Below are 13,163 nucleotides of genomic sequence, written 5' to 3' on the forward strand. Positions count from 1 at the left end.
AGTGAACCCTCGCAGCAATTAGCTGAGGCAGCGCAGACGGGAACGGTTATTTTGCTAATCGTTGGTATTATTCTCATTTTGTATATTATGTACCGTCTAAGGAACAAGAAAAGGACTGATCGAGTAGATCGACAAATGTTAACTTATAAAAGCGATGATCTTCAGTATGGCGATGAGGATCATAAATCAGTTTGGAGATTTAAACGAAGCCCTGCTGACGGTCCAGTAAGAAAACATTTCTTGCAATTTGAGCGCTATGCTCAAAAATGCGGGCTTGGCCGTAAATATAATGAGCCCATCCAAAAATGGTTTGACCGGATTGGGATTACGGCAAATAATATCCATTTATATCAAAAAGTCCGCTATGGAAATGAACAGCTGTCAAAAGAAGAGGAATCCCTTTTTTATAACGAAATCAGAGAATTGGAAAAACAATTGGCTTCCAAAGAAAATAAAAAATAACAACTAAAATTATATGAATAGAGTTTAAGCGCTCCTATTTCAGGAAACATACTTCCTAGAAGTTAATTTAGCACTTGAAAGGAGTCGCTGTTTTATGGATTTAAACAAAGAAATTAAGAAATTAGAGCAAATTCATTTAGAGAAACCACAAAAAGTATTTTCAATGTATTTAAACACCGACCCTTCTGACCCGGAGCAACAAGGCGGGGAATGGAAGATACACTTGAAAAATGGATTAAATAACTTTGAATCTTATCTTCAGGAAGATGGAGATTCAGAGGAAAAACGAAATTATTGGGCTGTGAAGGAAAAAGTAGAACAGTTCATTGAGGAAAACGAACAGCACTTTGCTAAAAGTGTAGTCCTGTTCGCAACCGCAGATGAAACTGTCTGGTTTGCTGAACGTTTCCAAATGCCAGTAAAAACTGAATTTTACTGGGAGGAAACTCCTGTTCTGGATCAATTAAAAGAAATGCGTAACTCTTTCCCTAAAACAGGAATTGTATTAACTCAAAAAGATCAGATTAAAGTGATTGACGCTGAACTTGGTATGCTGAATGATACTCAAATATTTGAGCTTGATTTAAATACTGAGGACTGGAGACAGCATCAGGGTCCTCATCGTGCCCAACCATCTATGGGCTCTGGTGGAGCGAAATCTTCTCAGGGAGATGAGTATAAAGAACGCTTTGAACATAACCGTTACCGTTGGTATAAGAGCGTTGCTCCTAAGATTGATAAGCTGGCTAAGAAATACGAATGGGAAAGATTTTATCTTGTCGGTGATAAAGAAGAACTTAAAGACTTACAGGATAATATGAACAAAGAAGCTGAAGATATGGTTAACAAAAACTTGCTCGATCATGAAGAAATGCATGTGATCGATGAAGTCATCAAATACTAAGTTAGATTTATAGAGACACCGGGCAGTGCCCGGTGTCTTTTTTTAATACCTTGTTTTATCAGTTACGTACTCCAAAATCAGCAATTTATCTAACGCCTCATTACCCACACGAAATCCTTTCCGTACATGCTGTTTCACGGATTGATCTACAAATTTCTTTGCCTGGTCTGTATCCTTAAAATCTACAAATGTTTGATTTCCCGTTAATACAAACAACATATTTGAATAGGCTAGCTCCATACCTGCTAGACGAGATTTTTGACTGATTCTTGACTGGTTCCTACATGCTTCTGAGTAAAGTATTTCAGCTTTAACCCTGCTAAGGTTATTCAGAATAAATTCTTTCAACAGCTTTGCCTCCTCAAAAAGTGTACTATACTACGCCTTCGCTGAACCTAAGGTTAAACCCTTCGGCGTATTTTGATTTCTTTTCTTCCATATTGTCAGATTAAGTCGTTCAAGATTATAAGCTAAGGGTGATCTATTCTACATACATTTCATTAGTATGATAAAATAGTATTTATCGAAAACGAGCAATGATTGGGGACTTTTAAATGTTTGTAGTTGACTCGACTGTAGAAGTGCCAGAGCATAAAGCCGAGGAATTAATTAATATATATAAAAAGCGATCTCGTATGGTTGATCAGGCCGAGGGATTTATTTCTTTTCAACTACTTCAAAAAGAGCGAAAACCTGGAGAATTAACTGTACATCTGGAATGGGAATCTAAAAGTGCTTACTTGAAGTGGGCAAGAAGCGACCAGTTTAAAAAAATTCATGAAATGGAACGCCAGTATCCTGACCAGGAATTACAGGGTATTGTACCGAAAGTTTCCAAATATGAGGTGGTCGCTCTGTGAAGAAAGAGGAGCAAAAGCTGTTGGTAAACCAGGTGGTTACAGAGATTTATCATGATTATCCATATCTTTGGGAGAAATTTGGTCAGCATGGCAAAGATCGAACGGAAGAGGACAATTATCATCACCTTGACCACTTAAAGACCGCTTATGAGATGGGTAGTGTTACATTTTTTATAGATTATACAGAATGGCTGAACAGTGTCTTGACTGCAAGAGGCGTAGGTACGGCTTTAATCATTGATAACTACGAACGGTTGATAAGATTATTGGAGCAATCAGATCTCGAGGATTCATATGAAAAGAAAGTATATATAGATTTTTTACAGCAAGCCCTAGATTATTTACGTACTCGTTCAGAATAAAGAGGTGAACAGGAGTGAATGTACAACATAAACAACTAGCCCAGTACTTCTTAAGTGGAGATGAAGATGGGGCGTTAGACTATATGGAAGAACTCATAAAGGTTCATTCGAAAGCGTTTCTTTATGAAGAAATCATTACCCCGGCTATGTATTATATTGGAGAACTATGGGAACAAAATAAAATAACTGTTGCTGACGAGCACTTGGCAACGGCTATTTGTGATTTTTCTTTATCCAGATTAGAGTCCGCACTCAAACCGATTAAAGGCAAGCACCAAAAGAATTATAAAGCTCTGTTGTTCGGAGTTGAAGACGAGCAGCATTACATTGGTCTGAAGATGGTTGCCGACACCTTTAAAGAGCAAGGGTGGAGAGTAAGATACCTTGGTCCGAATTTATCAATGGAGCATTCTATGAGTCAAATTGAAAAATTCCGTCCTGATGTCATTGGATTATCAGCTGCTTTGTCCTATCGCCTGCCGGTGCTAAAAAAAGTCATCCACCGTTTCATGGAATTGGAGTGGAAGCCTCTGGTTATGATTGGCGGGCGTATGGCTAAGAAGTTTCAATTGGATGAGTTCGAATCCGCACAGGTTATGGTGGTTAAAGATTTAAATCATTTATATCAGTGGTTTAATGAAGGAAGGGAAGGCGCAATAAATGAAACAAGTTGAACGCGTTTTTCCCCTGCCTTACTATCGCATCAATAAAAACTTCTATATATATGCTTATTCTAAAGAAGCTGGTGACTTGCACGGTATGAAAGAACATTTGCTTGATATTTTTGATGAAGCGAGTCTCTCAAAAGTAAAAGAAACGGTGAAACCAGAGATTCAAAAAGCCTCCCTGGAAGTTCATTTAAAACCTCTGGATAAGCAGGATTCTATAAAAACGGCTGATATGTACGTCTCGTGGCAGAATGATTTATATGCTGAAGTTCTATTACACGTGAAAGATGAGCGACTGTCTAAGGTTACCCACACATTAACTCAGCTTCGAAGCCGTTTAAATGACACAAACTTTGAACTTCTTGAAGAGAAGGAGAAATTAGAAGAAGCGATCGAGCAAAGCAATCGTTTATCCGCTCCATTTATTGTGCTTTCGCTGGACACAGCGATGATCCCCTTGTTTGGAGATATTACCAAAGAGAAAATGCACGCTGTAGAAGATAGTTTACTGAAGTCCTCGCAGAGAGAAGGGATTGATCGACTGCTATTTGATTTCACAGCAGTAGGTGAATTTAATAGAGATGGGATTCATGTTCTAACAGATATGATGAAGTCTCTGTTTTATATGGGAGCGGAAATAATTATTATAGGCATCCAGCCGCATCAGGCAAAACTACTGAATGACTTAAAGCTTCCGCTGGAAATAAATTATATGCACTCGCTGCAGCAGGCTGTAGCTAAATACTGTGCACAATGAACCCCTCGATTTCTAAAATAAGAGAAATCGAGGGGTTATATATGGATTCCGCCATCATGGGCGTAAAGTTCTTATTTTATTCTAAGGTCAGATAAAGAGAATGAAAAAGAGGCCAGTCACCGTTAATATAAGCGAGGTTCCAGCATAAATTAATCCTTTCTTCCATTGTCCTTGTTCAATTAAATGAAAGACCTCGTAGCTGAAAGTAGAATAGGTAGTATAACCCCCACAAAATCCAGCAGCCAATAGCAGCCACAGCCAATCTCCCAGACCAACAGTTTCCTGCAGGCGAATAAGAATCCCCAGCAGTAACCCTCCTGAAATATTAGCGGCTGCTGTACCTAAAGGATAATCACTTTTACCGTTTAAGAGATTACTTACTTCAAATCGAGCTACGGCACCAATCATCCCACCAAAAAATACGAGCAAAATACTCATATAAACCACTTCTTTCCCCACTGGGAACCAAGAATAGTCATAATACCTCCAAGCAGAAGTGTCCCCATTATGTAGAATAATGCTAAATAAGTGTTCGTAAAAATAAATTGTACAAATTCAGAAGTGAAGGCTGAAAATGTAGTAAAGGATCCAATAAATCCGGTCGTTACGGCCTTCTGTAGAACACGGGCTTTTGTGAAAAATTTAGAGAAAAAATGATACATAAAGCTTAAAAGAAAACAGCCGAGCATATTTACTATGAATGTCCCATAAGGAAAGCCTCCATGGAAAGGAAATAGATTCGAAATAATATAACGTAAACTTGCGCCCGCTCCGCCCCCACAAGCGATACCTAAATATATGTACTTTCTCATAATGAAATCTCCTAACTGTAGTAAAAAGGGAAAAACCAGTATTAATTAACTTAAGTAGATCTTTCCAACTTCCTTCAGTTTATATTTAAAAATGGTTGGTGTCAGCCTTTATAATAGAAGCTTCTGAAAAATTCAATCCTCAGATGTTATTCCATCGCAAAATTGTGGAATAGTAAATCTAAGAGGAGTTAAACGATAGAAGAAGAAAGTTTAACTCATTACTCAGTATGTATTCCAATTATTAAATGAAATAGAAAGGCTGTGAAAAAAATGGATCTAACATTAGAAGTAAACGGTATGAGTTGTGAGCACTGTGAAAAAACAGTAAAGGAATCTCTTGAAAAATTAGAAGGGGTTCACGGAGTAGAGGTACATTTAACCAGTGGTAAAGTAGATGTTATGTATGACGAAGCTTATGTATCTAAAGGAATGATGAAGGAAACAATTGAAGCACAAGGGTATGAAGCAGTAGGTTAATTTTAGACACCCGGTTATTAATGCCGGGTGTCTCATTTTTTGTTATTGGCTTTGTGGAATCTTCATTGAGTTTTTTAATATAGGCGACCGCTTGATTTGATTACTCAATTATATATGAGGGTTCCTCGTTTAACGTGCTGATTCTTCGTCTTTACAGTCAATGAGTATAATTACATTGATCGAAGGATCTTGAAGAAACGATACCACTGGGAAATGGCGGTGGTACCTATACCCATTTCTCTCTTTTAGAAGTCTCTCTGCTTAACTCAATGAGCTAGCTTAAAGTGAGAAGGTTATTGCACGGTGTAAGGAAGCTGTGATTTATAGCCGCTGAATTGCTGATACGATTGCTGAACTTTTTGCTGCTGCTCCTGTTCCACAGCATACCAGCCGTTTTTGAACATGAGATTGTATAAGTTACGCTGACAATCTTGCGTTTCTTTAAAAATAGTTGCAAGATCCTGGTAAAGCGACTGATTACTCGCTTCATTTAAAGCAATGTTATAAGAAGCGGTCATGTATTTTTCCGTGGTTAATTGGTCATTTAAAAAGTCACGCTCATTCATCTGAGGTGTTTTAGGTACAGATGTCTCGGGATTTTGAATTTTGCTTGATGTTTGATTCAATCGAAGAACCTCCATTAATTAATTAGGTTTTTGAGTTTGGGTATCCAGGTGAGTCAGGATTTTATTGTAATGTCGTTGATGCATCTGTCCCGCTTCTTCTAAAGCTGATTGGATTTCAGGAGTTTGACAGTTCTGAGCAAAAAAGTGAGCTTTTTTGCAGGCGTTCAAATTCCATGAAAGCATATCCGTAATGTAAAGCTGGTCTTTCGTACTTACGACTTCTGGAACTTGCGCCATTGGTTGAGCCTGCTGCATAGAAGACGGTTGGTTTTGTTGTTGTTGCATATTATCTCTACCTCCTTTTAAAAATTCTTTTGTAGTATTCCAAAATAATTACTTTCTATCATAAATAAACCCATATTAATGGAAAAACATGCAAAATTCGCAGCGTGAAGCTTCGAGTATGTACCCATTTATCTTAAAAGATGATAAAATAAGAGTGTGTTTTCGTTTACAAAACACAATTTTCTTACATTTAATTAATGGTAAAAGAGATAAAATTGGTAGTAGGGGGAAGTTTGATGGAACAAATATTACGAAATTTCTTTTTGTTTCTCTCCAAAAATCGTTTCTTTACAAAGTTAGCAAAAAAATATGGTCTCCGATTCGGCGCTGGTCGATTTGTAGCAGGTGAAACGATTCCAAATGCAGTTGATACCATTCAAAAGCTTAATGATAAAGGGATGTCAGTAACCATCGACCACCTGGGAGAATTTATTGATAGTAAAAAAGAAGCTCGGGAAGCAGCCGATGGGTGCATCGAAGCTATTAAAGCGATAGGTGAGCATCACCTGGATTCACAACTTTCATTAAAGCTTACTTCTATGGGGCTGGATATCTCAGAAGAACTCGTAATGGAGAATATGCGGCGCATTCTGGATGTAGCTGAGAAAGAAGATGTATTTGTAACGATTGATATGGAAGACCATGATCGCTGTGATAAAACGCTTGAGATTTTTAAGAAGCTGCGAGCTGATTACACTCACATTGGCACTGTACTTCAAGCCTACCTTTATCGAGTGGCGGAAGATGTGGAAGATCTCAATCAATATGACCCGAACCTCCGCTTAGTGAAAGGAGCTTATAAAGAGTCTCCCAAAGTTGCGTTTCCCGAAAAGAAAGATGTGGATGAGAACTATAAAAAGATTATCAAAATGCACCTTTTAAATGGAAACTATACAGCTGTTGCGACCCATGATGATGCAATTATTGAATACACGAAACGGTTAGTGGAAGAAAATAATATATCTAATGACCAGTTTGAATTTCAAATGCTTTACGGGATCCGTGTTGAAAGGCAGGAGGAACTTGTGAAAGAGGGGTATAAAATGAGAGTGTATGTCCCTTATGGTAATGATTGGTATGGTTATTTTATGCGACGCTTAGCTGAACGTCCAGCGAACGTAGCCTTTGTTCTGAAAGGTGTACTTGGAAAATAAAGAGCGCCAAAGCCGTGTCATGACAAAAATTTGCTGTGACACGATCTTTTTTATTGATTATAATATATCTTAGGAACCTACTCTCAGGTGTTAATGATAAGATAGTCATTGGCGAATGCTGATCCTGCAGTTATAGTGGACGCAGTCGAGAAAAGTATAGGCTTACTTTTATTCTGGATTCAAAATGAAATATTTCCAGCATATTGTAGAAAAAAGGATTGCGAAATGTCAGAAAATAATTTATATTAGTATTAGATACGAACTCAGCAACATTTATTTTTTTGGTTACAAAATGAATGAGTATTCATTCAAATGGATAGGGGGACATAGTATGAATCGTAAAATAAAGCGTGCAGCTGTTTTGGGATCTGGTGTCATGGGGGCCGGAATTGCCGCACATTTAGCAAATATCGGAATTCCAGTACTTATGCTCGACGTTACTCCTCGCGAATTGAACGATCGTGAGAAAAAACAGGGAAAAACACTTGAAGACAAAGCGGTGAGAAACCGGATATCTTCAATGAATAAAGAGGCTTTAAAAAAACAAAAACCTTCTCCGATTACCAGTAAAGCCAGCCTGAATTTAATTGAAGTCGGCAACATGAGTGATGACATGGAAAAACTCAGTGAAGTGGATTGGATTATTGAAGTAGTCGTAGAGAATTTAGAAGTTAAAAAGAAAGTGTTAGCAGAGGTGGATCAGCATAGAAAGCAGGGAGCAATTGTAAGTTCCAATACATCAGGAATTTCCATTGAAGCCATGTCAGCCGAGTGCAGTGAAGATTTTCGAAAGCATTTTCTAGGCACTCACTTCTTTAATCCGCCGCGTTATCTAAAGCTGCTTGAAGTAATTCCTACCGAAGCTACGGATCCTGAAGTTCTTGAGTTTATAAAAACTTTTGGGGAGGACGTACTTGGTAAAGGGGTAGTAGAAGCTAAAGATACACCGAATTTTATAGCGAACCGAATTGGGACATATGGGTTACTTGTAACCGTACAGAAAATGCTTGAAAAAGGATACAGCGTTGGGGAAGTTGATTCTGTCACCGGTCCAATGATTGGCCGGCCAAAGAGTGCTACTTTCCGAACATTGGACGTAGTTGGACTGGATACTTTCATTCATGTAGCCAATAACGTTCACGACCAGGTAGAAGGAGAAGAGAAAAAGGCTTTCGAAATCCCTGAATTTATGAACCAGATGCTTGAAAAAGGCTGGTTGGGTGCAAAAAGCGGTCAGGGCTTCTTCCTGAAACAAAAAAGTAAGGATGGTAGTGAAATATTACAGTTAAATCCTGAAACTATGGAATATGAAAAACGAGGAAAATTGAAGACAAAAGCGACAGAAATGGCTAAACAGGAAAAAGGATCAGGGCGCAAACTAAAAGCGTTAGTGAATGCTAAAGGTGACCCAGCAGGAGATTTAATCTGGTCCATAGTCAAACCCGTGCTTCTTTATTCCGCTGAGTTGTATGGAGAAATTGCTGACGACGTCCCATCCATCGATGAAGCGATGCGCTGGGGATTCGGATGGGAAATGGGACCATTCGAAATGTGGGATGCCATCGGAGTTCAAGCTTCCGTGACCCGTATGAAGGAAGAGGGAGAAAGCGTACCTGACTGGATAGAAGATATGCTGAATAAAGATTTTGCCACGTTTTATAAAAAGGAAAATGGAAACGTTTACTTTTACTATAACGCGGAGTATAAACAGCAGATTTTCAATAAAAAGAATATTAATTTAAAGAGAGTTAAAGAAACAAGTGACGTAATCAAAAAGAATGCGGGAGCAAGCTTAATAGATATAGGAGACGATGTGGCCTGTCTGGAATTCCATTCCCAAAGTAATGCGATAGGGCTGGATATTATCCAAATGATTAACTTTTCGATAGATCACGTTGACGAGCACTACAAGGGGCTGGTCATAGGAAATCAAGGTAAAAACTTCTGTGTGGGTGCAAATCTTGGGATGATGCTTATGGAAGCTCAGGATTATAACTTTTTCGAAATCGAAATGGTGGTTAAAAACTTCCAGGATGCACTTATGAAAGTGAAGTACTCCGACAAACCAGTTGTTTCAGCACCTTTTGGTATGACGCTTGGTGGAGGTGCAGAAGTTTGTCTTCCATCTGATGCTGTGCAGGCATCGCCTGAAACTTACATGGGGCTGGTAGAACCAGGAGTAGGACTGATTCCGGGAGGCGGAGGAAATAAAGAGCTTTACATGAAGCATCTTAGAAATATTCCTGAAGGGGTAGACTTTGATCTTCAAAAAGTAGCCAACAATGTTTTTGAGAAAATTGCGATGGCTAAGGTTTCTACTTCGGCTGAAGAAGCCCGAGAAAACGGTTTTCTTGATCAGCTGGATGCTATTAGTTCAAATGGTGATCACTTGCTGCATGATGCTAAACAGAAGGTGATCGGTCTGGCTGATTCAGGTTACACAGCACCGAAAAGAACAAAAGTCCCTGTGGTTGGAGAACAAGGATATGCCACCATGCTGTTAGGTGCCAAATCACTATTGCTAAGTGGATATGCAAGTGAACATGACTTGAAAATCGCTGAAAAACTGGCATTCGTTCTTGCAGGCGGCCGGTTAAAAGAAGGTTCACTTGTAGATGAACAATACTTATTAGACCTGGAACGCGAAGCCTTTCTAAGTTTGATCGGTGAACCAAAATCACAAGCACGGATGCAGCACATGCTGATGAAAGGAAAGCCGCTTCGTAACTAATTATTAAAGGGGGAGTAACCGTGAAGGAAGCAGTCATTGTTGCAGGAGCACGGACACCTGTGGGCCGCGCCAAAAAAGGAGCGTTTGCCCACACGCGTCCTGATGATCTTGCTGCACTAACCATAAAAGAAACATTAAAAAGAGCTGGTAACTACGAAGGAAGCATTGATGATGTCATTATTGGGTGTGCTATGCCTGAAGCAGAACAAGGTATGAATATGGCACGCAATATAGCGGGGCTAGCTGGGCTCCACCATAAGGTTCCGGCCATTACTATTAACCGCTATTGTTCTTCAGGACTTCAAAGTATCGCCTACGCCGCAGAGAAGATTATGCTCGGGCACAACGATACCGCCATCGCCGGTGGTGCAGAGTCTATGAGTTTAATTCCTATGGGCGGTCATGTGATCAAGCCGAATATTGAATTGGTCAAGAATGCTCCAGAATATTATATGTCGATGGGGCATACGGCAGAGGAAGTAGCAAGGCGTTTCGAAATATCAAGAGACGATCAGGATGCTTTTGCTGTGCAAAGTCACGAACGTGCGGCCAAAGCGATTCAAGAAGGGAAATTCAATGATGAAATTGTGCCGGTTGAGGTAGAAGACAGAGTTCTAGGCACTGATAATAAAGTAAAAGAAAGTAAAAAAACGGTATCTATGGATGAAGGTGTACGACCTGGTACCACCAAGGAAGTCCTTGCTAAACTGAGGCCTGCCTTCTCGACAAAAGGATCGGTCACTGCTGGGAATTCTTCGCAAATGAGTGATGGAGCAGCCTCTGTTCTCGTCATGGATCGTGAAAAAGCAGAAGCTGAAGGTTTAAAGCCTTTAGTGAAATTTCGTTCCTTTGCAGTAGCAGGAGTTGAGCCGGAAATTATGGGTGTAGGACCAATTGAAGCAGTACCCAAAGCACTTAAAATGGCAGGTTTAAGTATTCAGGATATTGGCTTATTTGAATTAAATGAAGCGTTTGCCTCACAATCCCTCCGTGTTATACGTGAACTTGGACTTGATGTGAACAAAGTGAATGTTAATGGGGGAGCAATAGCTCTAGGTCATCCGTTGGGATGCACGGGTACAAAGCTGACGTTAGGATTAATTCATGAGATGAAAAGGCGTAACGAGCAGTTCGGTGTCGTAACGATGTGTATTGGCGGCGGTATGGGAGCAGCTGGAGTTTTTGAGTTACTATAAGAGGAGGAAGAACAAATGAGTGAATTAAAAGAAATGATTAAGGGCGGCGGATTCATGGTGGAGGATTTATCGGCTGAGGATGTTATCACACCTGAAGACTTCACAGATGAGCATTTGATGATTGCTAAAACAGCTGAAGATTTTGTGTTAGGTGAAGTCGTTCCGAAGATTGATAATCTGGAAAATCATGAATTTGAGCATTCTGTAAAATTGCTGAAGCAAGCTGGTGAGCTTGGTTTACTAGGAGCAGATGTACCGGAGGAGTACGGTGGTCTTCAATTAGATAAAATCAGCTCATCTTTAATTACAGAGAAATTTTCCCGCGGCGGAGGATTTTCTGTTACTCATGGAGCACATGTAGGTATTGGTTCACTGCCTATTGTGTTTTTCGGTAATGAAGAACAAAAGCAAAAATACCTTCCTGTACTGGCTACAGGTGAAAAGATCGCAGCTTATGCTCTGACAGAACCAGGGTCAGGATCAGATGCCTTAGGAGCAAAAACGACAGCAAAACTAAATGAAGCGGGTACTCACTATATTTTAAATGGTGAAAAACAATGGATTACAAACTCTGCATTTGCCGATGTCTTCGTAGTTTACGCTAAAATAGATGGTGATAAATTCACAGCCTTTATTGTAGAAAGAGACTATCCAGGCGTTTCTACAGGGCCAGAAGAGAAAAAAATGGGGATTAAAAGTTCATCTACACGTACGCTCGTTCTTGAAGATGCGGAAGTTCCTGCCGAAAACGTTCTTGGAGAGATTGGACGCGGTCATGTAATTGCTTTTAACATCCTAAACGTAGGACGATACAAACTGGCAATTGGAGGAGTCGGGGGAGCGAAGCGGGCTGTAGAACTTTCAGTGAAGTATGCGAAAGAGCGCAAACAGTTTAAGACTCCGATAGCAAGCTTTCCACTTATTCAAGAAAAGATTGCTTCCGTGGCTTCAAATACCTATGCGAATGAAAGTGCAGTATATCGAACTGTGGGGCTGTTTGAGCAGAGTATGGGTAAACTGTCTGAGGAAGAACTTAAAGATGGTGCAGCAGTTGCCAAAGTCATAGCAGAATACGCAATTGAATGTTCATTGAACAAGGTTTTTGGTACAGAGTTACTGGATTTCGCTGTCGATGAGGCTGTTCAAATTCACGGTGGTTATGGATTTATGGCAGAATATGAAGTCGAAAGGCTGTATAGAGATTCCCGAATCAACCGTATATTTGAAGGAACAAATGAGATTAACCGGATGATTGTACCAGGTACGCTTCTTAAAAAAGCCATGAAGGGCGAACTTCCATTGCTTCAAAAAGCACAGTCCCTTCAAGAAGAAATTATGACACTTATGCCAGAAGAACCAGGTATTGAACCTTTGGAGCAGGAGAAGTATTTATTAAAGAATGCTAAGAAAATAGCTTTACTTGCAGCTGGTTTAGCTGCTCAGAAATATGGTGAGAAAATTGAAAATGAACAGGAAGTTCTCGTAAATATTGCCGATATTACAGGAGAAATATATAACATGGAGTCTGCTATTCTACGTACGGATAAAGCCCTGCAGAAAACCGGTGAAAGCAAAAATGAATTGAAGCTTCTTTACACGCAAGTTTACACTCAAGAAGCATTTAACCGAATTGAAGCCCATGCGAAAGAGACATTGATCGCAGCTGAGTCAGGGGACTCCCTGCGAATGATGCTTGGTGCACTGCGTAAGCTTACTCGACACACTCCAATTAACGTAATTGCGAAGAAACGGGAAATAGCAGCCGCACTCATACAAGCAGAAAAATTTGTAGTATAAATTCATTCTATCCCTGCTTTGATCGTTCAAAGCAGGGTTTTTTTCTGTCTGTTAGTAGCATAGTCATTAAAT

Annotated in this window: 16 protein-coding genes; 11 read left to right on the top strand and 5 right to left on the bottom strand. The window is 39.7% G+C overall.

Going from position 1 to position 13,163, the window contains the following annotated elements; translation table 11 throughout:
• Both WAM07_RS14185 and WAM07_RS14190 read left to right on the top strand, forming a co-directional pair.
• Positions 1-462, top strand: a 462-nt coding sequence (locus WAM07_RS14185; RefSeq protein ID WP_422167865.1) for a hypothetical protein, incomplete at its 5' end; no start/stop codon positions are given.
• 94 nt (positions 463-556) lie between these two features.
• On the top strand, positions 557-1,366 hold the full coding sequence (locus tag WAM07_RS14190; protein ID WP_422167866.1) for a VLRF1 family aeRF1-type release factor: 810 nt from the start codon (positions 557-559) through the stop codon (positions 1,364-1,366).
• A gap of 42 nt (positions 1,367-1,408) precedes the next feature.
• Here WAM07_RS14190 and WAM07_RS14195 read toward each other — a convergent pair whose 3' ends face one another.
• Positions 1,409-1,714 carry a hypothetical protein gene (locus tag WAM07_RS14195; RefSeq protein WP_422167867.1) on the bottom strand — a complete coding sequence of 102 codons (306 nt, stop codon included), beginning with the start codon at positions 1,712-1,714 and terminating at the stop codon, positions 1,409-1,411.
• 206 nt (positions 1,715-1,920) lie between these two features.
• Between WAM07_RS14195 and WAM07_RS14200 the strand changes: the two genes are divergently transcribed.
• Genes WAM07_RS14200 through WAM07_RS14215 form a run of 4 tightly spaced genes read left to right on the top strand, consistent with a single transcriptional unit; the run spans position 1,921 to position 4,013 of the window.
• Complete coding sequence (locus tag WAM07_RS14200) at positions 1,921-2,226, top strand: antibiotic biosynthesis monooxygenase family protein (protein ID WP_422167869.1); 306 nt, start codon at positions 1,921-1,923, stop codon at positions 2,224-2,226.
• Positions 2,223-2,588, top strand: coding sequence for a hypothetical protein (locus WAM07_RS14205; protein ID WP_422167871.1), 366 nt, complete (start codon positions 2,223-2,225; stop codon positions 2,586-2,588). Before WAM07_RS14200 ends, WAM07_RS14205 begins: the two co-directional genes overlap by 4 nt.
• 14 nt (positions 2,589-2,602) lie before the next feature.
• A complete protein-coding gene (locus tag WAM07_RS14210; RefSeq protein ID WP_422167873.1) occupies positions 2,603-3,262 on the top strand; it encodes a cobalamin B12-binding domain-containing protein in 660 nt (219 codons plus the stop codon).
• On the top strand, positions 3,249-4,013 hold the full coding sequence (locus WAM07_RS14215) for an STAS domain-containing protein (protein WP_422167875.1): 765 nt from the start codon (positions 3,249-3,251) through the stop codon (positions 4,011-4,013). The genes WAM07_RS14210 and WAM07_RS14215 overlap by 14 nt, the downstream gene beginning before the upstream one ends.
• A gap of 87 nt (positions 4,014-4,100) precedes the next feature.
• Here the strand turns inward: WAM07_RS14215 and crcB are convergent, their stop codons facing one another.
• Positions 4,101-4,451 carry a fluoride efflux transporter CrcB gene (gene crcB, locus WAM07_RS14220; protein WP_422167877.1) on the bottom strand — a complete coding sequence of 117 codons (351 nt, stop codon included), beginning with the start codon at positions 4,449-4,451 and terminating at the stop codon, positions 4,101-4,103.
• Positions 4,448-4,825 (bottom strand): fluoride efflux transporter FluC, encoded by a 378-nt coding sequence (locus tag WAM07_RS14225; RefSeq protein WP_422167879.1) that lies wholly within the window; start codon positions 4,823-4,825, stop codon positions 4,448-4,450. Before WAM07_RS14225 ends, crcB begins: the two co-directional genes overlap by 4 nt.
• A gap of 270 nt (positions 4,826-5,095) precedes the next feature.
• On the opposite strand from WAM07_RS14225, the gene WAM07_RS14230 reads away from it, so the two are divergent.
• Positions 5,096-5,302, top strand: a complete 207-nt coding sequence (locus WAM07_RS14230) for a copper ion binding protein (RefSeq protein ID WP_422167881.1) — start codon at positions 5,096-5,098, stop codon at positions 5,300-5,302.
• Positions 5,303-5,595: 293 nt separating this feature from the next.
• On the opposite strand, the gene WAM07_RS14235 is transcribed toward WAM07_RS14230, so the two are convergent.
• On the bottom strand, positions 5,596-5,868 hold the full coding sequence (locus WAM07_RS14235) for a spore coat protein (RefSeq protein WP_422167931.1): 273 nt from the start codon (positions 5,866-5,868) through the stop codon (positions 5,596-5,598).
• 78 nt (positions 5,869-5,946) lie between these two features.
• A complete protein-coding gene (locus WAM07_RS14240; RefSeq protein ID WP_014644178.1) occupies positions 5,947-6,213 on the bottom strand; it encodes a hypothetical protein in 267 nt (88 codons plus the stop codon).
• A 236-nt stretch (positions 6,214-6,449) separates the two neighbouring features.
• Between WAM07_RS14240 and WAM07_RS14245 the strand changes: the two genes are divergently transcribed.
• The 4 genes from WAM07_RS14245 to WAM07_RS14260 all read left to right on the top strand — a co-directional run bounded on the left by WAM07_RS14245 (position 6,450) and on the right by WAM07_RS14260 (position 13,091).
• Entirely contained in the window at positions 6,450-7,367 is a 918-nt protein-coding gene (locus WAM07_RS14245; protein ID WP_422167883.1) for a proline dehydrogenase family protein, read from the top strand.
• A 331-nt stretch (positions 7,368-7,698) separates the two neighbouring features.
• Entirely contained in the window at positions 7,699-10,098 is a 2,400-nt protein-coding gene (locus WAM07_RS14250; protein ID WP_422167885.1) for a 3-hydroxyacyl-CoA dehydrogenase NAD-binding domain-containing protein, read from the top strand.
• A 20-nt stretch (positions 10,099-10,118) separates the two neighbouring features.
• Entirely contained in the window at positions 10,119-11,294 is a 1,176-nt protein-coding gene (locus tag WAM07_RS14255; RefSeq protein WP_422167887.1) for an acetyl-CoA C-acetyltransferase, read from the top strand.
• Between the two features lie 15 nt (positions 11,295-11,309).
• Positions 11,310-13,091 (top strand): acyl-CoA dehydrogenase family protein, encoded by a 1,782-nt coding sequence (locus tag WAM07_RS14260; RefSeq protein WP_422167889.1) that lies wholly within the window; start codon positions 11,310-11,312, stop codon positions 13,089-13,091.
• Positions 13,092-13,163 lie beyond the last annotated feature (72 nt).

Origin of the sequence: Halobacillus sp., from assembly GCF_049282395.1 — a bacterium.
GTDB lineage: Bacteria > Bacillota > Bacilli > Bacillales > Halobacillaceae > Halobacillus.